Below are 21,016 nucleotides of genomic sequence, written 5' to 3' on the forward strand. Positions count from 1 at the left end.
GTCTGCCGGCCCCTTTGTCTTATATGATGTGATCCCTTCCGGCCGGTCAGGCGGCGTAGCGGGCCCGCTCTTCTGCGCTGAGCGCCGGATAGTCGGTGTAGCCCGTCTCGTCCCCGCCATAGAAGGTCTTCTCGTCATATGCGGCGAAGGGCGCGCCGAGGCGGATCCGCTCGACGAGATCGGGATTGGAGATGAACGGCCGGCCGAAGCAGGCGAGGTCGATCTCCCCCTTCGCCAGCCGCTCCTCGGCGAGATCGGCCGTGTAGTTGTTGTTGCCCATGTAGGCGCCGGAAAAATGCTGGCGCAGCGACCAGGCCTTGAAGGCGTGCGGGTCGCGGTCGCCCCGGGTCGCGCCCTCGATGACGTGGAGATAGGCAAGCCGGCGCGCCGACAGCTCCTTCACATAGGCGGTGAAGACGGCCTCGGGATCGCTGTCGGCAAGATCGTTGGCCGGCGAGACCGGCGAGATGCGGATTCCCGTGCGCTCCGGCCCGAACACCTTCGTGACGGCATCCACCACCATCAGCGGGAAGCGCAGGCGGTTCTCGATCGAGCCGCCGAACTCGTCGGTCCGCTGGTTGGCACCGTCGCGCAGGAACTGGTCGAGGAGGTAGCCGTTCGCCGAATGGATCTCGACGCCGTCAAAGCCGGCGGCCTTGGAATTCTCGGTCGCCTTGACGAAGTCCGCGACCACCCGCGGCAGTTCGCCGGCGTCCAGCGCCCGCGGCGCCACGGCATCCTTCATGCCGCTCTCGGTGAAGGCCTGCATCGCCGGCGCGATCGCCGAGGGCGCCACCGGCAGCGCGCCGCCGGGCTGGAGGTCGGGATGCGACACCCGGCCGACATGCCAGAGCTGCAGCACGATCTTGCCACCCTCTTCGTGGACGGCGTCGGTGACCTTCTTCCAGGCGTTCACCTGCGCGTCGTTGAAGATGCCGGGCGTCCAGGCGTAGCCGCGCCCTTCCGGCGAGATGTTGGTCGCCTCGGTGATGATCAGCCCGGCGCCGGCGCGCTGGCGATAATAATCCACATGCATCTCTTTCGGCACGCCGTCGCTGGTCGCCCGGCTGCGGGTGAGCGGCGCCATGACGACGCGGTTCGAAAGCGAAATCGGGCCGAGGTCGTAGGGCTGCAGGAGATGGTCGTGTGTCATGATGGCGCGTTTCCTTGGTGAGGCAGGCCGGAACGAGGCGCTCCGGCCGCAGGTGACACCGCATGTGGTGCGTCGCAGCAAACCGAACAGCGGGATGAACGTTGCGTTCGCGCCAGGAAGACGGTTCTAAGGGAATTGCCGCCACAGCTCTTGCACGGACATGCCGCGTTGAACTACCGCCACGCCTTCCACGCCGGCAATTTCGCCGACGTCGTCAAGCACGCCCTGTTCTGCCGCCTCGTCCGCTACCTGCAGCGCAAGGACGGGGCGATCCGGATCTACGACACTCATGCGGGTCCGGGCCTCTACGACCTGTCCGGCGACGAGGCCTCGCGCACGCTGGAGCATCAGGGGGGAATCGCGGCGCTCGCCGCCGCCGATCCGGCCATTCGAGCCGACCCGCTCCTTTCCGACTATTGGAACTGTGTCGCGCCGGATCTGGCGGAGGGACGCTATCCCGGCTCGCCGCTGATCGCGCGGCGGCTCTTGCGGCCGCAGGACCGGCTGTCGGCCTACGAGCTCCACCCCGTCGACGGCGACGCCCTGAAGACGCGGTTTGCCGGCGATACGGCGGTGAAGGCGATCGCCCTCGACGGCTGGCTCGCCCTTGGCGCCCATGTCCCGCCGAAGGAACGGCGCGGACTCGTGCTGATCGATCCGCCCTTCGAGAAGGTGAGCGAGGTCGACGACATCGCCGCCGCCCTCGCCCGGGCGCTCCACCGCTGGCGGGGCGGCATCTATGCGGTCTGGTATCCGATGAAACGCCAGGCGATGGTCGAGCGGCTGCGCGACGCGCTGGTCGAGGTGGCGCCGGGCGAGGTCGTCTTCGCCGAATTCCTGGCGGAACCGATGTCCGCCGAGGAGCGATTCGTCGGCACCGGGCTGGCGGTGATCAACCCGCCCTTCGTCTTCGCCGAGGAGGCCGAAGCGCTGTTGTCCCGCCTTCTTCCCGTGCTCGGGCGCGGCACGACGGCAACATTCGCGGTCAAACAACGGCCCGCGAGCGGTTCGTGACATACGCCACCCGCCGATCGATGCTAGCGTGGCGCGGAAAACGTTCGGATGCAATCGGTTTCCGGACCTGTCCGGTTTGTACGGGAGTTGCCATCATGACCCGGCTCGGTGCCCTTCTTCTCAGTCTCTGCATCCTGCCCGCAATCGTCGCGGCGCCGGTGCTGCCGGCGGCGGCCGCCGACATCCAGGCCTACCGGGCCGACGCCATTCCTTCGAAGGTACCGGCCTGCGACGACGCGGCGGTGCTCGGCGAGGTCGAGGACCAGTTCGAATACGGCGCCCCGCGGATGCTCGAGGCCAAGCTCGAGATCCTCGAATTCAAGGGGATGTTCGAGAAGGCCTACCAGCCGCAGGTGAAGGACGATCCCTATCCGGCGCCGAACCCGATCGAGCGGCGCTACTGCCAGGCCAAGGCGCTGATCTCCGACCACCAGTGGCGCACCGTCTACTATGTCGTCGAATATCCGATGGGCTATGCGGCGGCCGGCGACTATCTCGGCTTCTTCTCGCCGGTGCGCGGCTGGAAGGCGGAAGGCTGCGTGCTCGGCCTCGACGAGTGGCATGTCTACGGCGCCAACTGCCAGTCGCTGCGGCGCTTTCCGCCGGAAGCGGCGACCGACAACCCCGGCTTCGTGTCGAAATACTGATCCTCGTCGCGGCGCGGCGGCCTGCCCCGCGCCGCGATGCCACCCGCTCCGGCCTCGCCCGCCGAACTCGCGGCCCGGGCGAAGCGGCGCCGAGCCCCTTCGCCCTTTGCTTCTCGGAAAGACATCGATGCGCGTCTTCTATTCCTCCGCCTCCCCCTTCGCCGCCAAGGTGCGGATGGCGGCGAGCCATTGCGGCCTCGCCATCGAGAGCGTTCCCGCCGACACCACCGCCGAGCCGGCCGACCTGCTGGCCGCCAATCCTCTCGGCAAGATCCCGGCGCTCATCCTCGACGACGGGACGGCGCTCTACGACAGCCGGGTGATCTGCGACTATCTCGACAAGCTGACGGGCGGCCAGCTGGTGCCCCAGCAAATGGAGGCCTGGGCGACGGTGAAGCGGATCGAGGCCACCGCCGACGGCATCGGCGACGCCCTGATCCTCGCCGTCTACGAGGAGCGCTACCGACCTGAGGAGCGGCGCCACCAGCCCTGGGTCGACAAGCAGATGCGCAAGGCCGACCGCGGCCTGGCGGCGCTGGAAGCCATGCTCCCCGAGCTTCAAGACGAGCTGACGGTCGCCGATTTCGCCGTCGCCGGCCTCGCCGGCTGGATGAGCTTCCGCTTCAAGGGCAAGCTCGAGGCCGAATATCCCGCCCTCGCCGCCTGGCTGGCGGCGTTTCCGGCCCGATTCCCGGCCTATGACGAGCTCGGGCCGCGCCTCGCCTAAGGCAGGTCCGATCTCCTCGCGGACGCGCGGGCCGAGCGGAGCAGCGCCGCGGCAACGGCGCGACAAGACGCATTGCATGGACGGGCGCGAGCCGATATGAAACCGGCCCACGGCCATCCGCGCCACTGGGGCGTCGCCAAGCGGTAAGGCAGCGGCTTTTGGTGCCGCCATTCGCAGGTTCGAATCCTGCCGCCCCAGCCAGACCCAGCTAAGTCATCGAAATCGCGATCGTTCCGTTCCGGCTGGGGAGCCATTCCACCAAGCGGGACACACGACTGCGACACAACCGTGCGACAGGGAGTGTGGCAATGGGGACTGCCACAGGTCTCGAACGACGCGAGGCTGTCCACGACTGGCGCGAACGCCTGCCAGATGCGCTTGCCACGCGAATCGGTCTGACGCATCTCACGCACGAGGCCTATGGGCGGACCGGCGGATCAGATGACGGGGCATGCCCCCCATCATCTGATGACCAGACTGGCGGCATGAAGGACAGCTGGGACTAGCTCAGCTTCGCCGCCAACCTGTCCAGGGATGCGGGGACCAGTTCCGTCCGCCACCAGCCGACCTGGCGGCCTCTACCGCCCCGCCGTGTCGAGAAGCTGGTACCAGGATGCAACCAGTCGCACTGCCGGTCCCCGCAAGGAATAGAACGGAATCCTCTGCAGCGGCTTCGGCCCGAGCAGCGCGAGATCCGGCTCGTCGCCGAGCGTGACGTCGGCGGCGTAGCGGCCCATCAGCGAGGCCATGGCGATGCCGGCGCCGTTGTATCCCAGCGCGAACGAGATCCTGTCGTCCAGCCGGCCGAGCTGCGGGACCGCGTCGAGGGTCATGGCGACGAGGCCCGACCAGCGATGGGTGATCGGGACGCCGCGCAAATCCGGAAAGACCCGCAGCATCGCCCGCTCCAGCGCGTCGAACGCCGCCTGGCTGTCGGTCCTGCCGAAGGCGCCGCGGCCGCCGAAGATCAGGCGGTCCCGATAGGGTCGGAACCAGCGCATCATCCGCCGCGTCTCCGAGTAGCTGCGGCCATGGCGCAGCAGCCTGGCGCGCAGCTCTTCGGAGAGCGGCCCGGTGGCGACCATGGCGCTGCGAAAGGGAATGACGGCGCGGCGGATCGCGGCGGTTCCGGGGGCGAGGTCGCAATAGCCGTTGGTCGCCAGGAGCGCGTGCTTCGCGCGGATCGTGCCCGAAAGCGTCTCGACCACCACCCCGGAGCCATCCTGGCGGACGGACGTCGCCGGGGCGCCTTCCCAGATACCGACGCCCCTGCCCCGCAGACCCTCGGCGAGGCCGAGGGCGTAGTTGAGGGGATGGATGAGGCCGGCGTGGGAGAGCAGCACGCCGCCGACGAAGTCGGCCGAGCCGGTCTCGTCGGCCACTTCGTCGCGCTCGAGGATGCGGCTCGTCTCGTCGCCGAAATCCTCCCGCATGGTCCGCGCCTCGGCCTTGAGGGCGTCGAAGGCGCTTTGGGTGTGGGCGCAGCGCAGGTTGCCGGTCATGGTGAGGTCGGCATCGTCGATCGCGTCGCGCCGCACCGCCTCCTCGACGGCGTCGACGGCCTCGTGGCCGAGCTCGGCCATGCGCCGCGCGACGCCCTGACCGTGCCGGCGGGCAATGTCGGGAATGGCGAGGCGGAACTTCGGCGACAAAACTCCGCCGTTTCGCCCGCTCGCACCCCAGCCGATCCCATTCGCCTCGACGATCAGCGGCCGGAGGCCGCGTTCGACGAAACGCTGGGCCGCGGACAATCCGGTATAGCCGCCGCCGACGATCACGACGTCGGCGCTGTCCTGGCCGCCCGGCCCGCCCGGAGCCGGACGCGGACGCGCCGTTTCCATCCAGAGCGAGGCCGGCCACCCTTTCGCGGCAGACGCCATCGTCCCGTCCCTGCCGGGCGCCGCGATCGTCACCGTTCGCCGGCCATGTCGGCGTCGATCGCATCGGCCAGCTCTGCGAGCGTCGCGAAATGGAAGTCCGGCTTCGTCACTTCCTTCGGCACCGGCGTTCCGCCAAAGCCCGTCTGCCCCTGCCGCCGCTCGATCCAGCACACGGAATAGCCGAGTTCCCGCGCGACGCCGATGTCGTGATACTGGCTCTGGGCGACGTGCAGGATCTCGTCCTGCCTGTAGCCGAAGGCCGACTGGCGACCCCGGTTGTAGTCGAAGAAGCGCGGGCTCGGCTTCGGGATCCCGACATCGTCCAGGGTGACGCCCTCATGGAAGGGGTTGTCGAGGGTGTGGGAGTAGCTGGAAAAGATCACCCGGTCGGCATTCGTCATCGCCACGAGGCGGAAGCGCTTGCGCAGGCGCTTCAGTGCGGCGACCGAGTCCGGGAAGGCCGGCCATTTCAAGACGTGGGCCTGGAACGCGACGGCCGCGGCCTCGCTGGGGTCGAGCCCGAGCTTGCCGGCGACATGCTGATAGACCTCTCCCATGACCTGGCTGGCGCGGCCGGGATGAATGTGGCGGGCCTCGACATAGGGACCGAAGATGTCGTCGTCGCTCAAGCTCCGGGCCGCCGGTCCGCCGAACGTGCGAAAGCCGTCGAGGAGGCCCTTCTCGAAATCGATGAGGGTTCCCACGACGTCGAAGGTGAGAACCTTGAAGCGGTCGAATTGCATGAGGCAGGTGTCCTTTTCATAGGTGACTGTTGGGGTCGGGCCTGCCCGACCTGTCGGAGCGCCGGTCGTCAGAGCGGGCTGCAGATGCGGACCGCGTCGAGCATGGCGGCATGGATGTTGCGGCTGGAGAGCGCGTCGCCGATGCGATGGAGTTCGAAGCCGTCTCGAGCCGCCATGGGTTGCGGCGCGGCGCGAACGAAAGTCTCGATGTCGGTGACGCCCTCGTTCGACGAGGCGGTGCGAAGCGCCTCGAACAGCTCGTTCATCGGGATGCTGCCCTGCTCGACGATCACCTGGTCGACCGGCACGGCCGTCTCCTGGCGGGAGATCTCGTTCAGGAGCACGGCTTCGAGGCGGTTGTCGCGACGGCGGACGGCGAGGAGCCGGGTATCGGAAATCGGCTGGAGGCCGAGCGAGAGGAAGCGCTTCTTCCAGCGCAGCCTCTCGGCATAGGTCAATTCCTCGGCGAGATTGGCGTCGATCGTCGCATAGGTGACGTTGGCGCCCGCTTCCTTCGCCCGCTCGGCCGCGAGCGGTGCCGGATGGCGGCCGGTTCCGTCATAGACGAGGACGTCGCGGCCGACCGGCGTCTGGCCGGAGACGATGTCCCAGGTGCTGACGCAAAGCTCGCTGCCCTCCGACAGATCGACCTGCGGCAGGCCGCCGGTGGCGAGGATCACCACGTCGGGCCCGAGCGCGGTGATGTCGCCGGCCTCCATGTAGCTGTTGGTGTGGATCGGCACGCCGCGGCGCTCCAGCTCGGCGACGCGCCATTCGACGATGCCGATGAGGTCGCGCCTCCAGGAGCCGGTCGCTCCGAGGAGGATCTGCCCGCCGACATCGGCCGCCGCCTCGTAGAGCGTCACGTCGTGGCCGCGCTCGGCGCTGATCCGGGCGGCTTCCAGCCCGGCCGGCCCGCCGCCGACGATGACGACCTTGCGCTTGCGACCCTTCGTCGGCGCGGTGACGTGGCTGAGCGTGGTCTCCCGGCCGGTCACCGGATTGTGGAGGCAGGAGGGGCGGTAGGGCGACTGGCAGTGGGTCGCGCCGATGCAGGGGCGGACCTGGTCCTCGCGGCCGGCGGCGAGCTTTTCCACCATGTGCGGATCGGCGATCTGGGCCCGCGTCATGCCCGCCATGTCGACCTTGCCTTCGGCGACGGCAAAGCGCGCCGAGGCGAGATCGGAAATCCGCGCGGCGTGAAAGACCGGCAGGCCGACCTCGCGGCGGAAGGCCCCGACGGGCTCGACCCAGGGGGCCAGCGGCGAGCCCATACCGGGCATGTTCTCCTCGGCGAGCGCCCGGGTCGTGTCCATCGTGCCGTAGATGGCGTTGAAGAAGTCGACCGCGCCGTTCTGCGTCAGGATCTGCGCTGCCCTGACGCATTCGTCGAAGTCCATGCCGCCGGGGGTCGCCTCGTCGACGACGAAGCGGATGCCGACGAGGAAGTCCCCGCCGGTGGCCTGGCGGATCGCCTCATGGACCATCAGCGCGAAGCGGCAGCGGTTTTCGAGCGAGCCGCCGAAGCGGTCGGTGCGCCGGTTGGTGACGGGCGACAGGAACTGGCCGATGAGATGGCCGGCCGAGAGCGTCTCGATGCCGTCGAGCCCACCCTCCTTGCAGCGCCGCGCGGCGGCGCCGTAGGCCTTCACCACCCGGTCGATGTCGTGCTCGTCCATCTCCTTCGGGATGCTGCGGTGGAGCGTCTCGCGCAAGGGAGACGGCGCGATGGTGGTCAGCCAGTCGCCGGCATAGGGATCGCCCCGCCGGCCGAGATGGCTGATCTGGCACATCAGCGCCGCGCCTTCGCCGTGCATGCGCTCGGAAAACTGCTGGAGGTGCGGAATGATCGCGTCGGAACCGACATTCAGCTGGCGGAAGATGTTCGGCGAATCCCGGTCGACATTGGACGAGCCGCCGAACATCGACAGGGCGAGGCCACCCTTGGCCTTTTCGAGGTGATAGCGCTGATAGGCCTCCTGCGGCATGCCGCCGACCTCCAGGCCGCAGGCGTGGCTGGTGCTCATGATGCGGTTGCGCAGGGTCAGATGCCTGATCGTGAGGGGCTGCAGAAGCGGGTCCTTCGGCGGCGAAATGCCTGGGGAGGTCGCGTTCGGTTCGAGTGAATCCAGCATGGATCGGTCTCTTTCGTTCAGGCAAAGCGGCGGCGTCGGCTGGACGGGCATTCGTCCGACCGCGGCGTCCACCGGCCCGCCTTGCGCAAGCGGTTAGATGATCTGGCTGAGGAAGCGCTGGGTGCGCTCGTCCCTGGCCTTGGTGAAAAGCTCCTCGGGCGGCCCGTGTTCGACGATCACGCCCCTGTCGGTGAAATACACGTGATCGGCGACCTCCCGGGCGAAGCCCATTTCGTGGGTCACGAGAATGCAGGTCATTCCCTCGGCGGCGAGTTCCTTGATCGTCAGGAGCACCTCCTTGACCGTCTCGGGATCGAGCGCCGCCGTGACCTCGTCGAACAGCATCACGTCGGGCCGCATGGCGAGGCTGCGGGCGATCGCCACGCGCTGCTGCTGGCCGCCGGAGAGATGGCCGGGATAGACGTCCTCCTTGCCGGACAGCCGCACCTTGGCGATCAGCGCCCGCGCCCGCGCCTCGACCTCGCGCCTGGGCTCCTTCAGCACCTTCACCGGCGCCATCATGACGTTTTCAAGCGCCGTCTTGTGGGGGAAGAGATTGTACTGCTGGAAGACGATGCCGACCTTCTTGCGCAGGGCCAGCTTGTCGAGCTTGGGATCGTTGACCTCCTGGCCCTCGACCAGGATCGAGCCCTTCTGGATGTCGTTGAGACCGTTGATGCAGCGGATCAGCGTCGACTTGCCGGAGCCGGACGGGCCGATGATGCACACCACCTCGCCCTTCTTCACGTCCAGGCTGACCCCGCGCAGCACCTCCAGCTTGCCGAAGGACTTGTGAACGTCCTTGATCGAGACCAGCGGCATGTCCGGAGTCCAACTCGCCGGCGCCGCCCGATGCGGGGAAATCTCAGGCTTCGACGGCATATTTTCGCTCGATCATTCGGGTCCAGACGGAAATCGGATAGATGTAGGCGAAGAACAGAAGCAGCAGGAACAGGTAGAACGGGACCAGGAGTTCCGGCCGCGCCCCCGCCGCCTCCATGGCGGCCTGGGCGTTGCCGACCGCCTCGCGCACCCCGAGGATCGAGGCCATCGGCGTCGCCATCGCGAGCAGCGCGTACCAGTTCATCCAGGGCGGTATCGCCCGCTTGACGCATTGCGGCAGGATGATCCAGCGCAGCGTCTGGCCGTGGGTGAAGGCGAGGCTCTCGGCCGATTCCCACTGGCCCTTCGGGATCGAGACGATCGCGCCTCGCACGATCTCGCTCAGATTCGCCATGACCGGCAGCGAGAAGGCGAAGGTGGCCTTCAGCCAGTCCGACATGACGAAGGTCCCGCCGCCGGGCAGCTGAAGCTCGAACGGCACGAGAAGCATGACGACGAAGAGGATCACCAGCCAGGGCGAGTTGCGGAAGAGATGCGTCACCAGCCAGGCCGGGACGCTGAGAAAGCGCGTCCGGCTGAGCTGCAGGAGGCCGAGACCGATGCCGAGGACGGTGGCGATCCCCATGGCGAGGAAGCTCATGCCGAGATTGAGCAGAAAGCCCCACAGGATGAACGGGATCCATTCCACCAGCGTGGCGAGCGGCGATTGCGGCCCCGTCCCGCCGCCGCTCTGGGCATGAGCCGTGGCGATGGCGAGACTGGCGAGGAGCAGCGCCAGAAGCAGGATGCCGTGCCAGCCGCGCAGCGCTCGGCTCGGCAGGAAGGACGAGACCGTCTCGACGTCGATCCGAAAAGCTTTTGCCGGCGCCTTCATCGGCCGTATCCCGGCAGTGCGAGGCGCTTTTCGAGCACGTGCAGTCCCGCCGCGATCAGGCTGACGACGAGAACGTAGAACAGGAAGAGGACGAGCATCATCTCCGGCACGTTGATGTTGTCCGACCAGACCTGGTTCAGCGTGTAGGTCATTTCCGGAACCGAGATGACGTAGGCGAGCGAGGTGGTCTTCGCCAAGGAGACGAGATTGTTGGTCAGCGCCGGCAGGCTGATGCGGAAGGCCAGCGGCAGGGTGACATAGGCGTAGGTCTGCCAGGAGGAGAAGCACAGGCTCTCGGCCGCCTCGGCGGTGGCCTTGGGCACGGCCTCGATGCCGGAGCGGAAGATCTCGACGTTGAAGGCGCCGCCGAAGATCCCGAGCGAGAGGATCGCCCAGGTGAAGGACGAGATCATCGGCTCGTAATAGCCGCCCATGTCGACCTGCGGGGTGAAGGCACCGAGGCCGAAATAGAAGAACAACAGCTGGATCAGCGGCGGCGTGTTGCGAAACAGCTGGATGTAGCCGTTGACGATCCCCCGCAAGAGCGCCGAGCGCGCGGTCTGCACCCACGCGCCCAGCACTCCGATGACGAGAGACAGGAGGATCGACCACAGGATGAGCTGCAGCGAGATCGAGATGCCCGTCACGAACCGGTCATATTCGTAGCGGTCGTAGAATATGATGAAGTTCCATCCGGTCTCGTCGGCGAGACGCTGGAAGATCGGGGCAATCAGCTCGAACAAGCTACGGTCCTGTGCGCGATGGTCTCAGCGGCATCTTCCTTCGGCCGATGTCATTGGCCCTGGAGATAGCTCTCGTCCCATTCGAGCCGCTTGTGCTGCTCGGCGATCCATTCCGACGGCTTCACTTCCCACTTCTTCTCGAGCTCGACGAGCTTGCCGTCGGCCTGCCACTTGTAGGCCATGCCGGTCATGAAGACGCCCCAGGGCTTGTCGAGCTCCTCGATCGGGACGGCCGAGGCCCAGGGATTGTTGTACAGCACGGAGACCGGCATCGTGTAGCCGTCCCACTCGCCGGAGGCGAGGTCGGCCATGACGCTGGCGTCGTCATAGAGCCAGGCGACGCATTTGCCGGCCCGCAGCGCGGCCTTGCCTTCGGTGTTGCCGGCGAAGGCGACGAGGCGCGGACCGTAGTCCTGCTGGACCTGCTTGTTGTAGTTGACGCCCTGCTTGGCGCAGACCGGCTTGTCCTTGATGTCCTCCCAGCTCGTGACCGCGCCTTCCTTGGCCATCAGGGTCGGGCCCGAGGTCCAGTAGGCCGGCTCGATGATGCCGATGATCTGGCGGCGCTCGGCGGTGTCGTACATGCCGCCGATGATCGCGTCGATCTTGCCCTGCTGCAGGAACTGCATGCGGTTCGCCGAGGTCACGACGACCGGCTCGAGCTCCACGCCGAGGGTGTCTGCGACGCTCTGGGCGAGGTCGATCTCGATCCCCTGCATCGCGCCGTCGGGCGAGGGAAACGACCAGGGCTTGAAGGCTCCCAAAACGCCGATGCGCACCGTCCCGCGATCGAGGATCTCTTCCAGCCGGCCGCCCTCCGCCTGTGCAGGAGCCGCGGCAGCAAGAACCGTCGCCCCCATGACGGCGGCAAGGACCGGAAGGCGCATAAGCTTGGCAATCGAGTTCATGGCTGCATGTCTCCTGTTGAGGTTGGCATTGCATAGGATCGATCGGGGGTGCCGGCTCGAAATACGGTGCGCTGGTAGGCGAGGAAGTGGTCGACCGCTTCGGCGGATTGCTCGGGTGTCCAGGCGAGGAGGTCGGCGACCGAGGCCGCGGCGTCCTCGACCTCATGACGCGCCAGGTGCCGGCGCCAGGCCAGCGCCGTGCGCGTGTAGAGGATGCCCTTCAAATCCCGGGCGTGTTCGTCGCTGACGGCCCGGCGCAGCGCCGCCCGGCGAAGGTTACCCGAGGGCTCGGCTTCGGACAGGCGCGGAGCGTGCTTGGTGATGCGCCAGGGCGCCGGCTCGCGGACCACTGCCCTGGACGGTCTGCCGAGCATGGCCTCGGCCCGCTCGCGCATCGTCCTCGCGGCGCTGCGATGCGACATCACCGGGCCCGCCGTCATCGCCAGGACGCCCGGCAGTCCGTCGGCGGACAGATCGTGGATTTCGCGCGAGCGCCGCCCCATCGGCTGATCCGCATCGAAGGTCAGCGGCCGCACCCCGGCCCAGGTGAGGACGACGTCGTTGCGGGTCAGCCCGAGGCCCGGCAGGAGGAAATTCGCCTCGCCGAGGAGAAAGTCGATGTCCGCCTCGGTCGCCGAAATATCCCCCGCATCCCCCTCGAACGGCGTCTCCGTCGGCCCGAAATAGAAGAAGTCGTCGTGGGAGGGCAGGCAATAGAACGGCATGCCCTGGCGGTGCAGGGTGGCGATGCCATAGCCGCGATAGGCCTCGGGCAGCCGCACCATGACGTGGCTTCCCTTGGTGCCGCGGATGAGGCGCCGGGGCAGGGTCGATCCTTCGCCCGCCCCCGCATTCACCCCGTCGATCCAGGTGCCGGCCATATTGAAGACGAGGCGCGCGCCCACCGTGGCGGTCGACCCGTCCCGGGCCTCCAGCGCGATCTCCCAGAGCCCCGCCGGGCCGCGCTCGACGAGCCGTGCGCTGCAGAAGTTCAGCACCGTTGCACCACCGGCCTCGGCCTCGAGCGCGGCGTCGACGCAGAACCGGTCCGGCCAGTCGAAGACGTATTCGCGATAGGTCGCGATCGACTGCAGGCGATCACGGTCCCGCAGATCCTTGGCAAAGGGAAGCCGTGCCTCGAAATCGGCGGTGATCCTGCGATATTCGAGCGGCGGCTCGCTCGGACCGAGCGTCTTCAGCAGCGCCAGACCGGCATCGAGATGCCATGGCCTGACCGGGCTTTCGGGATAGACCGGAAAGCACATGGTGAAGGGCGTCACGGCCTCCGGCGCGGTCGTCGCGATCTCGTGGCGGGCTTCCATCCCGGCCCGGGCCATCGTCATGGCCTGAAGAAGGCGCCGCGGATGAAGACCGAACGCCCGGACGGGCGCTTCGGCCTCGAAATAGCGCAGCCCGCAATGCAGCATGCGGGACGAGCGCCCGGAGGCCCCGCCGGCGAAGTCGCCCTTCTCGCAGAGCAGCACCGAATATCCGGCCATGGTCAGTTCGCGGGCGGTGGCGGCGCCGTTGATACCCGCACCGATGACGACGACGTCCCATTGCGATCCAGCGATATCGGCCAGCTCGTGCTGCATGCGATCCCCGATCAAGCGATTGCGGAGCCGACTATGCAGAGAGATTCGAAATGTTCAAAATTGAAAATATGCGGATGGTTATGCGCAAATGTAATATCGACGCCGGCGGATCCTCCGGCGCCCTGTCGCTGGGTCAGGTCGGGACCTGCGCCAGGATTTCGTCCCGCTCGGCGCGCGCCAGAAGGAGCATGTGCTCCACGGCCGGCGTCGCGCCACGCGAATCCGGGCGCAGCAAGGCGAGGTTGAAGGGGATGGCCGGCCGGAACGGGATCAGCCGGATCCGCTCGTCGGCCTGGAGGATCGCCGTATAGGGATCGACGATGGCGATCCCGAGCCCCTGCTTGACCATCTCGTAGGCGGCGCCGGACAGGCTCGTCTCGCAGAGCGCCTCGATCCGCACGCCGGAGGTGACCATAACCTGATCGATCAGGTGACGGGCCGAGACGAAGGGCGTCCAGTTGATCATCGGTCCCTTGCGAAGGTCCTCGGGCGTCAGGCAGGCGCGACCGGCAAGTTCGTGGCCGCTGGGGACGGCCGCGACATAGGGGGCATTCGAGAAGATGTCCGTCTCGAAACCGGAGCGGCGCACCGGCATCTCGGCGAAACCGAAATCCACCTGCTGGCCCGCCGCCCATTCCTCCACGGTCGTCGACATGCGGATGTTGAGGCTGACCCGGGTCTCCGGCCAGTCCTGCCGAAACCTTGCGATCACTCTCGGCATGAAGCTCATGCCGAGGGCCGGCAGGACGGCGAGGCTGATCTGGTTGCCCTGTCCCTTGGCGAGGCGGGTGGCGAGATTCTGCAGGGAATCGAGCGAGACATAGGCGCGCTCGACCTCGTCGAGCAGCCGATGGGCTTGCGCCGTCGGCCGGATCAGGCCCTTTCTGCGTTCGAAAAGCGCCAGTCCGAGCTCGGCCTCCAGCCGGTCGAGCAGCCGGCTGACGGCCGGCTGGCTTCGCCCCAGGATCTCGGCTGCCCCGCTGACCGTGCCCGTCATCATGACCGCGCGGAAGGCGGCGAAATGCTGGATGTTCACCGGCAGCGCCCCATCAGCGAAGATCGATCTCGGCGAAGACGAAGTCCGAAAGCCGCTCCTCGTCGAGGGCGACGCCGTAGCCCGGCGCATCGTCGATCGGGATGCGCCCGTTCGCGACCCGGGTCTCCAGCGGATCCTTCAGGACTTCGACATGGCCGGGCGTGCGGTCCCAATAGGGAAAATGCTCCTGAATGTAGAAGTTCGGGATGGCGGCGCTGAAATGCGCCCCGATCGCGGTGGACAGGGAACTCGCGCAGATATGCGGTTGCACCTTCAGGCCGTAGGCCTCGGCCATGGCAGCGATTTTCCGGCCTTCCCAGATACCGCCGGTGTTGCCGAGATCGGGCTGGATGATCGCGACGCTGCGGCTTTCCAGGAGATCGCGGAAGCCCTGCCGGCCATAAAGGCGCTCGCCGACGGCGATCGGCTGCGAAATCGCGCGCGAGATCAGTTGCAAGGCGCCGAGATCGTCCGGCTCGGTCGGCTCTTCGACGAAGGCGACGTCGTATCTCTCGATCGCGCGGCAGAACCGGATCGTATCCGAAGGGGTGAGCCCGGCGGAGAGATCCAGCATTATCTCGACATCCGGCCCGACGGCATCGCGGACGGCGGCGACGCGAGCAATCCCCCGCCGCACGAGCTCCCGGTCGCCGGCGCCGCGCAGTGCCGGATGGCGCAGCCGGCCATCGGGCAGAATGGTCGCGAAGGGGTAGAATTTCAGACTGTCATAGCCGTCCGCGACCGCCTTCTCGGCAGCGGCCGGCAGCTCGGCCTCGGAGGCACAGCCAAAATACCAGCCATTGGCATAGGTTCGAAGATCGTCACGCAGCCGGCCGCCGAGAAGCTCGTAGACGGGGACGGCGAGGCTGCGGGCCTTGATCTCGAAGAGCGCCTGTTCGATCGCGCTGAGGGCGGCGTTGAGGATCGGGCCGCCGCCTTTGGCCCAGAAGCTGAAATCGCGGATCGAAGCGGTGATCGCCTCGACCCGGAAGGGATCGACACGCCCGGTGAGGAAGCGGCCGGCAAGTTCCTCCAGCATCGCCGCGGCGGCAATCGAGCCGACACCGTAGGCCACGGCGGCTTCGCCGAGGCCGGCGAGACCGTCCGATGTTTCGAGGTGCAATATCACCGGCCGAATACCGCCACCCTTGACGGCATAGATACGCGCAGACTTCAGAAACATGCTGTTCTCGCCGATCGTCCGGTCGTTGCAAGATGTCAGGAGTATCGCGAGACAAGGCCTTCCGTCGAGTTCATATCGCCCCGGCTCGGCTCCGTCTGGGCGTGGCCTCAGACGGACGCGTCGGCTTGGCGGATGCACCCGGCGTCGGGCTGGAGCTGAAAGGCTCCCTGCACGCCCGGCTGACAGCAAATCTCGCTCCACGAGGCACGGCCGGCGGCGCTTTCCGACACGCGAATGCCGGGGTTCTGACGTTCCGTGCGTCCGGACCGGCGCACCGGGCAACCAACACACTGGCCGACACATCGTGCCGGCCGATTATCGCTTTCGATTTTCGGCCGATGACGTAGGGTAGAGCCCGGTCCGGCCTGTCCCGAAGCGAACGGCGACGCCCCTATCGTCTCGGGCACCTTCCCCCCATCATGTCTAGAGGTTTTGCAGGTGTCTGATCATACGTCTCGGCCGGATGTCATCGTCGAATGCACTCTTCTCGAGCGCGAGCTGCGCTACCGCTCGACCCGCGTGCGGACACCGGACGGGGTGACGATCGCGGTGCAGGACTGGGGAGGCGGACCTGCCAAGCGCGACGTTCTCTTCATCCACGGTTTCTCGCAATCGCACCTGTGCTGGCTGAAGCAGGTCAGCGGCACGATGTCCGAAGCCTTTCGCATCGTCACCTATGACAATCGCGGCCATGGGATGTCGGAAAAGCCCGTGGACCCCGCCCACTATCGCGACCCGAAGCGTTGGGCGGACGAGGTCGATGCGGTCATCACCGGCTGCGGACTGCATCGGCCGATCGTCGTCGTCTGGTCCTATGCAGGCCGCATCGCGCTCGATTATCTGACGCATTATGGCGACGACGGCATTTCAGGACTGGTGATGGTGTGCGCCACGAGTTCGGCCGGCCCCGGAACCGCCGGACCGGCCGCCCCGCTGATGCGCGCGATGGCCGCCCGGGAGCTCGCGCCAAGCGTCGAGGCCTCCGTGCAGTTCGGCCGCGCCTGTTTCGCCAAGCCGCCGTCTGCGGCCGAAATGGAGCTGTTTCTCGCCTGCGCGGCCGTGACACCCAGCGGCGTCCGCGAGGCTCTCATCGGACGGCCCGCCGAATACGCGCAGACTTTGCAGACCATTCGCGTCCCGACGCTGGTCGTCCATGGAGACGAGGATCGCGTGCTTCTGCCTGCGACCGGCGAACATACCGCGCAGATGGTCAGGCATGCGAAGCTGCTCGTCTATGAGGGAGTGGGCCATACGCCCTTCTGGGAAGCGTCGGACCGCTTCAATGCCGACGTGACGGCCTTCATCGAGAGCACGACGTGATCTCGCGGAACCGCGGCGCGCGGGTCATCGATCTCCCCGACAGGACCCTGCGCGCCCCCGGGAATGGATCAGGAGGGCATGTAGGCGGATATGTCGGCGACGATCTCGCCTTTGACGATCGGAACGCAGTCCTTCGGGAACTCCCGAACGATCGTCGCCCCCGCCGCGTCGAGACCATCCAGGAATAGCTCGAGCTGATCCATCGCCGTGGTCGGCAGGTCGTGAAGAACGACCAAGGGCCACTCCTCTGCCGCGCACTGGTCGAGCGCTTGCGACACCCAGCCTTTCGGGTCTTCCCAATCCCTTGGAACGACGTTCCAGAGGACGCAGCTGTAGCCGTCGCGACAAAGCAGATCGACGGCCGCCGAGGAGAGAATCGCCTCGTCCAGGATACCGCCGGATCCGAATGGCCGGAAAAGCCGGTCCGGATGAGACATCTCACCGATCAGCGTCTGGGTGCGGCCGATCTCGAGGGCGGGAGCATCGGGGTCCAGCGTCACGCCGAGTGGCGCCAGATGATTGAAGGTGTGGTTACCGATCCAGTGCCCTTCCCGGAAAGCCCGCTCGACGATGGCATAGCGTTGAGGATCGCGAAGCTTGTCTCCGACGACGAAGAAGCTCGCGAGAATCTTGCGCCGCGCCAGGATGTCCAGGACTTTCGGCGTGATCTCCGGATCCGGCCCATTGTCGAAACTCAGCGTGACACGCGGCGGCATGAGATTCTCACTTCCTCAGGCCACGGCCGGGGTTTCCGACCGCTTGGCGAACGAACGCCCCGATGGCTGTTGCGCTATGCCGAGGCGGCGCTCGAGCACCTGCACGAGGCCATCAAACGCGATCGCCAGCACGAGCACAAGCAGGACGGCAGCGTAGACTCGCGGGCTGTCGAGAAGCGTCCGGTATTTGGAGATGAGAAAGCCGATGCCGGCCGTCGAGGTCAGCATTTCGGCCACCACCACGCCGACGATCGCGAGCGCCCCGCCCAGCCGAAAAGCTGCCAACACCGTCGGCAAGGTCGCAGGCAGATAGACATGCCACAGCTTCTGCATCGGGGTTGCGCCCAGACTGCGCGCGACGACCAGGAACTGACGATCGACGGTCTGCACCCCCGCCGCCGTTCCGAGCAAGGTCGGAAGAAATCCGTAGACGCTGGCGAAAATGATCTTCGATTCCGAGCCGATCCCGAACCAGGCCGTGAACAGCGGATAGAGGACGACGAGCGGCACGGCGAACAGGCCGGAGAACATCGGAAGCATGATCTGCCTGGCGGCAGCGGCACCGCCGATCGCCAATCCGCACAGAACCCCGCCGCCGCAGGCGAAGATCATCGCAATGCCCACCTCCTGAAGTGTCACGGCCATGTGGCGAGCATAGATCGGCGCTTCGACAACCAGCATTTGCAAGGTGGTCGTCATCGGCGGCAGGAACAGCGACGGGACGATACCGGCCCGCGGGAGGATCTCCCAGATCAAGAGCACGCCGAGGACGATCGCCGCCCTGACGAGGCGTGGCGAGGGAAGTGCATGGGAAACGGCGCTCATGAGCGGATCCTCTGCCAGATGCGCTCGCGAAGCTCTTCGAAGCGGCGCCCGCCCATGACCTCGAAGCTTCGCGGTCGCGGCAGATCCACCGGCACGCGGTCGACGAGTTTGCCCGGACGCGAGGTCAGAACCAGCACCTGGTCCGACAGGTGGATCGCCTCGCTCAGCCCGTGAGTCACGAAGATGATCGTCTTGCGGGTCCGCTCCCATATCCGCAGCACCTCGTCCCCCATGGTCAGCCGCGTCTGCTCGTCGAGCGCCGCGAAGGGCTCGTCCATCAGAAGGATCGGCGGGTCCTGGACCAGACCTCTGGCAAGGGCCACGCGCTGCTTCATGCCGCCGGACAGTTCATGGGGATGCTTGTCCGCAAAGCCCGCGAGGCCGACAAGCTCGAGCGCCTCTTCCGCCCGCTCGCGCCTGATCCTGTGATCGACGTGGCGGAGCGACAGGGGAAACTCGACATTCGCCCGGGCGGTCAGCCACGGATAAAGGCTCGCGTCCTGAAAGACGACGCCGATCCGGGTCGGATCCGGCTGGACCAAAGGCTTGCCGCCGGCGACGATCGTCCCCCGTGTCGGCTGCACCAGGCCGGCGATCATCATCAGCAGCGAAGACTTGCCGCATCCGCTCGGTCCCACGATCGAGACAAACCGGCCCGTTTCCACCCGAAACGAAATGTCCGTCAGGGCCTCGGTCGTCCCCGAGCCCGTTTCATAGACGTGACCGACATCGGTGACTTCGACGGCGCCGCTTTCGTCGGTGGAAACAGCGGGGGACGGCGAGGAAACGACGACTTTGAGTCCCATGACTACTCCCTCCAATGCTCGCAGCGGCTCTCGAGAGCGCGGATGGTCTCGTTGAACACGATGGCGATCAACGCGATGACGACGATCGTGGCCATCAGCCGATCGAGTTGAAACCCCTGGCCCCACTGCTCGATGACGTTTCCAAGCCCCTCGCGGGACGCATACATCTCGGCCAAAAGGATGCCGGTGAAGTTGAAGATCATCGACACCCGGATCGCTTCGAGAAGCACCGGCGTCATTCCGGGCAAATAGACCCGCAAAACGGTCTGCATTCGCGTCGCGCCGTAAGAGCGGGCGACCACCAGATGATCGCGGCGCACGCTTTCGATGGCGGCGAAGGACAGCATCATGACGATGAACAAGGTCGAGAACACGCCGAACGCCACCTTCTGATCGAAACTGATCCCGAAGGCGAAGATGAACAGCGGCAGGAAGATCGATTTCGGGATGCTGAATACGAAGAAAACCAGCGGCTTGAAGACGGCCGATGCGTATTTGTTCTCCCCGATCAGTATCGCCAGGATGAAGCCGACGGGGACGGAGACGAGAAAGGCGACGGCCGTTTCCAGGAGCGTCGTCGCGAGATGTCCGCGAAACCCTGTTTCGCCGAAAAGCTGAACGATCATCGGCCCCACCACGCTCGGCGGAGGCAGCAGACGAGGATCGACGAGACCGACCATCGGTGCGACCTGCCAGACGGCGATCAGCGCAGCGACGAGAGCGGCCCGCGCAACCGGAGCGGGGATACCCCGCGCTCCGGTGCCACGGACGGTGGCGGCGGTCATTTTGCCGGCGCTATGACGGCAGGGGTGAAGGCGTCGGTCCAGATCTCTTCGGCCTGGGGCATGTTCTCGATGCCCGTGAGCTTGGCGAGTTCCATCGCGGTCGCGGCCAGGCCGGCATTCATCTCGCCGGTACGCGACAACTTCAGGAAGACGTTCTCCCACTCCATTTCGGCCACTTCCGGCGAGATGTCGTTGAGTTCGGCGATGATCTTGATCGCCGCATCCTTGTTGTCCTGCAGATAGGCGACACCCCGATAAAGCGCGTTCGTCGCCTTCTGGACGAGCTCCGGGTTCTCCTCGATGAAGCTGCCCGTCGACGCCCAACCGGAATTGAGATGTTCCGGCATGGCCGTGCCATAGTCGAGGATCGCCCTGGCGTCGCCCTTGACGAGAACGTCGTAGCTCAGCGGCGAGTAGACGACCGCCGCAGTGACGTTTTCGCTGATGAGGTTCGGCAAGAGGCCGCCGCCGCCGAGCGGGATGCTTTCGAAGGTGATGCTCTGGTCGGACATCGTCCAGCGGGCCAGCATGTCCGACAGGGACCCGGCCGAGGTGATCCCGACATTCTCGCCTTCGACCTGCTTTGCTTCGGTGATCGGCGACTTGGGCAGCACCATCAACTGCCACCCGTAGTTCCCGGAACCGAGCAAGCCGATGAGCTTCGCATCGACGCCCTTGGCGCGGCTGGACGCGGTGACGCTGCTGGAACTGCCGATGATGTCGGCGGCCCCGGCGACCATCGCCGTCACGGCTTCGGCGCCGCTCTGATAGACGGTCAGCTCCGCTTCGATGCCTTCGTCCTTGAAGTAGCCTTGATCTTCGGCGGTCTGCGCGATGACGGTCGGGAACCAGGTCTTGGTCGCAAGGCCGATGCGGACCATGTCTGCAGCGTTCGCGGCGCTGGAGAGCCCGAGCCCGACGCTCATGCTCCCCACGAGTGTCGCGCCCGCCCAACCCAGGACGACCCGGCCGGAATTCGTGTATCTTCGCTTTGCCATTGTTTTCCTCCCTTTGCAGACCGGGGCCTGCCGATGCATTTCCCGGGGACAGACGACCGGCGATCGATCGACGCCGCCTCCCATG

Annotated in this window: 20 protein-coding genes and 1 tRNA gene; 5 read left to right on the plus strand and 16 right to left on the minus strand. The window is 66.6% G+C overall.

The features are described 5' to 3' along the window. Positions 1-46: 46 nt before the first annotated feature. Complete coding sequence (locus tag ATO4_RS12175) at positions 47-1,153, minus strand: alkene reductase (protein ID WP_083591796.1); 1,107 nt, start codon at positions 1,151-1,153, stop codon at positions 47-49. Positions 1,154-1,321: 168 nt separating this feature from the next. Here ATO4_RS12175 and rlmJ point away from each other — a divergent pair, with 168 nt between their 5' ends. The 4 genes from rlmJ to ATO4_RS12195 all read left to right on the plus strand — a co-directional run bounded on the left by rlmJ (position 1,322) and on the right by ATO4_RS12195 (position 3,742). Next, the gene (rlmJ, locus tag ATO4_RS12180) at positions 1,322-2,167 is read left to right on the plus strand and encodes a 23S rRNA (adenine(2030)-N(6))-methyltransferase RlmJ (RefSeq protein ID WP_083591797.1); all 846 of its coding nucleotides are present in this window, start codon (positions 1,322-1,324) and stop codon (positions 2,165-2,167) included. 95 nt (positions 2,168-2,262) lie between these two features. After that, positions 2,263-2,814, plus strand: a complete 552-nt coding sequence (locus ATO4_RS12185) for a hypothetical protein (RefSeq protein WP_176222962.1) — start codon at positions 2,263-2,265, stop codon at positions 2,812-2,814. 127 nt (positions 2,815-2,941) lie between these two features. Next, positions 2,942-3,541, plus strand: coding sequence for a glutathione S-transferase (locus tag ATO4_RS12190; protein WP_083591894.1), 600 nt, complete (start codon positions 2,942-2,944; stop codon positions 3,539-3,541). A 126-nt stretch (positions 3,542-3,667) separates the two neighbouring features. Next, positions 3,668-3,742 (plus strand) — tRNA-Gln (locus tag ATO4_RS12195). Between the two features lie 377 nt (positions 3,743-4,119). Here the strand turns inward: ATO4_RS12195 and ATO4_RS12200 are convergent. The 10 genes from ATO4_RS12200 to ATO4_RS12245 form a co-directional block, all read right to left on the minus strand. Then, the gene (locus ATO4_RS12200; protein ID WP_083591895.1) at positions 4,120-5,421 is read right to left on the minus strand and encodes an FAD-dependent oxidoreductase; all 1,302 of its coding nucleotides are present in this window, start codon (positions 5,419-5,421) and stop codon (positions 4,120-4,122) included. Between the two features lie 29 nt (positions 5,422-5,450). Beyond that, complete coding sequence (locus ATO4_RS12205; protein WP_083591798.1) at positions 5,451-6,164, minus strand: HAD-IA family hydrolase; 714 nt, start codon at positions 6,162-6,164, stop codon at positions 5,451-5,453. A 68-nt stretch (positions 6,165-6,232) separates the two neighbouring features. Next, positions 6,233-8,299 (minus strand): NADH:flavin oxidoreductase, encoded by a 2,067-nt coding sequence (locus ATO4_RS12210; RefSeq protein ID WP_083591799.1) that lies wholly within the window; start codon positions 8,297-8,299, stop codon positions 6,233-6,235. Positions 8,300-8,392: 93 nt separating this feature from the next. Beyond that, positions 8,393-9,121 carry an amino acid ABC transporter ATP-binding protein gene (locus tag ATO4_RS12215; RefSeq protein WP_245308723.1) on the minus strand — a complete coding sequence of 243 codons (729 nt, stop codon included), beginning with the start codon at positions 9,119-9,121 and terminating at the stop codon, positions 8,393-8,395. 43 nt (positions 9,122-9,164) lie between these two features. Beyond that, positions 9,165-10,016, minus strand: a complete 852-nt coding sequence (locus ATO4_RS12220; RefSeq protein WP_083591801.1) for an ABC transporter permease subunit — start codon at positions 10,014-10,016, stop codon at positions 9,165-9,167. Then, positions 10,013-10,759: an amino acid ABC transporter permease gene (locus ATO4_RS12225; protein ID WP_083591802.1), complete on the minus strand. Its 747-nt coding sequence runs from the start codon at positions 10,757-10,759 to the stop codon at positions 10,013-10,015. Before ATO4_RS12225 ends, ATO4_RS12220 begins: the two co-directional genes overlap by 4 nt. A gap of 50 nt (positions 10,760-10,809) precedes the next feature. Next, positions 10,810-11,667: a transporter substrate-binding domain-containing protein gene (locus ATO4_RS12230; protein ID WP_083591803.1), complete on the minus strand. Its 858-nt coding sequence runs from the start codon at positions 11,665-11,667 to the stop codon at positions 10,810-10,812. Beyond that, complete coding sequence (locus ATO4_RS12235; protein WP_083591896.1) at positions 11,664-13,262, minus strand: FAD-dependent oxidoreductase; 1,599 nt, start codon at positions 13,260-13,262, stop codon at positions 11,664-11,666. The genes ATO4_RS12230 and ATO4_RS12235 overlap by 4 nt, the downstream gene beginning before the upstream one ends. 133 nt (positions 13,263-13,395) lie before the next feature. After that, positions 13,396-14,298: a LysR substrate-binding domain-containing protein gene (locus ATO4_RS12240; RefSeq protein WP_083591804.1), complete on the minus strand. Its 903-nt coding sequence runs from the start codon at positions 14,296-14,298 to the stop codon at positions 13,396-13,398. 13 nt (positions 14,299-14,311) lie between these two features. Beyond that, the gene (locus ATO4_RS12245; protein ID WP_083591805.1) at positions 14,312-15,481 is read right to left on the minus strand and encodes a mandelate racemase/muconate lactonizing enzyme family protein; all 1,170 of its coding nucleotides are present in this window, start codon (positions 15,479-15,481) and stop codon (positions 14,312-14,314) included. 537 nt (positions 15,482-16,018) lie between these two features. Here ATO4_RS12245 and ATO4_RS12250 point away from each other — a divergent pair. Continuing rightward, complete coding sequence (locus ATO4_RS12250; RefSeq protein WP_176222964.1) at positions 16,019-16,801, plus strand: alpha/beta hydrolase; 783 nt, start codon at positions 16,019-16,021, stop codon at positions 16,799-16,801. 68 nt (positions 16,802-16,869) lie between these two features. On the opposite strand, the gene ATO4_RS12255 is transcribed toward ATO4_RS12250, so the two are convergent. Genes ATO4_RS12255 through ATO4_RS12275 form a run of 5 tightly spaced genes read right to left on the minus strand, consistent with a single transcriptional unit; the run spans position 16,870 to position 20,859 of the window. Continuing rightward, positions 16,870-17,517 (minus strand): polysaccharide deacetylase family protein, encoded by a 648-nt coding sequence (locus ATO4_RS12255; RefSeq protein WP_083591807.1) that lies wholly within the window; start codon positions 17,515-17,517, stop codon positions 16,870-16,872. Between the two features lie 15 nt (positions 17,518-17,532). Next, on the minus strand, positions 17,533-18,342 hold the full coding sequence (locus tag ATO4_RS12260) for an ABC transporter permease (RefSeq protein WP_083591808.1): 810 nt from the start codon (positions 18,340-18,342) through the stop codon (positions 17,533-17,535). Next, positions 18,339-19,148 (minus strand): ABC transporter ATP-binding protein, encoded by an 810-nt coding sequence (locus ATO4_RS12265; protein ID WP_083591809.1) that lies wholly within the window; start codon positions 19,146-19,148, stop codon positions 18,339-18,341. Before ATO4_RS12265 ends, ATO4_RS12260 begins: the two co-directional genes overlap by 4 nt. A gap of 2 nt (positions 19,149-19,150) precedes the next feature. Next, positions 19,151-19,933, minus strand: a complete 783-nt coding sequence (locus ATO4_RS12270) for an ABC transporter permease (protein ID WP_083591810.1) — start codon at positions 19,931-19,933, stop codon at positions 19,151-19,153. Continuing rightward, positions 19,930-20,859: an ABC transporter substrate-binding protein gene (locus ATO4_RS12275; RefSeq protein WP_176222965.1), complete on the minus strand. Its 930-nt coding sequence runs from the start codon at positions 20,857-20,859 to the stop codon at positions 19,930-19,932. The genes ATO4_RS12270 and ATO4_RS12275 overlap by 4 nt, the downstream gene beginning before the upstream one ends. Positions 20,860-21,016: the final 157 nt, after the last annotated feature.

It is taken from the genome of Aurantimonas sp. 22II-16-19i (assembly GCF_002088275.1).
In the GTDB taxonomy this organism is placed as follows: Bacteria; Pseudomonadota; Alphaproteobacteria; order Rhizobiales; family Rhizobiaceae; genus Jiella.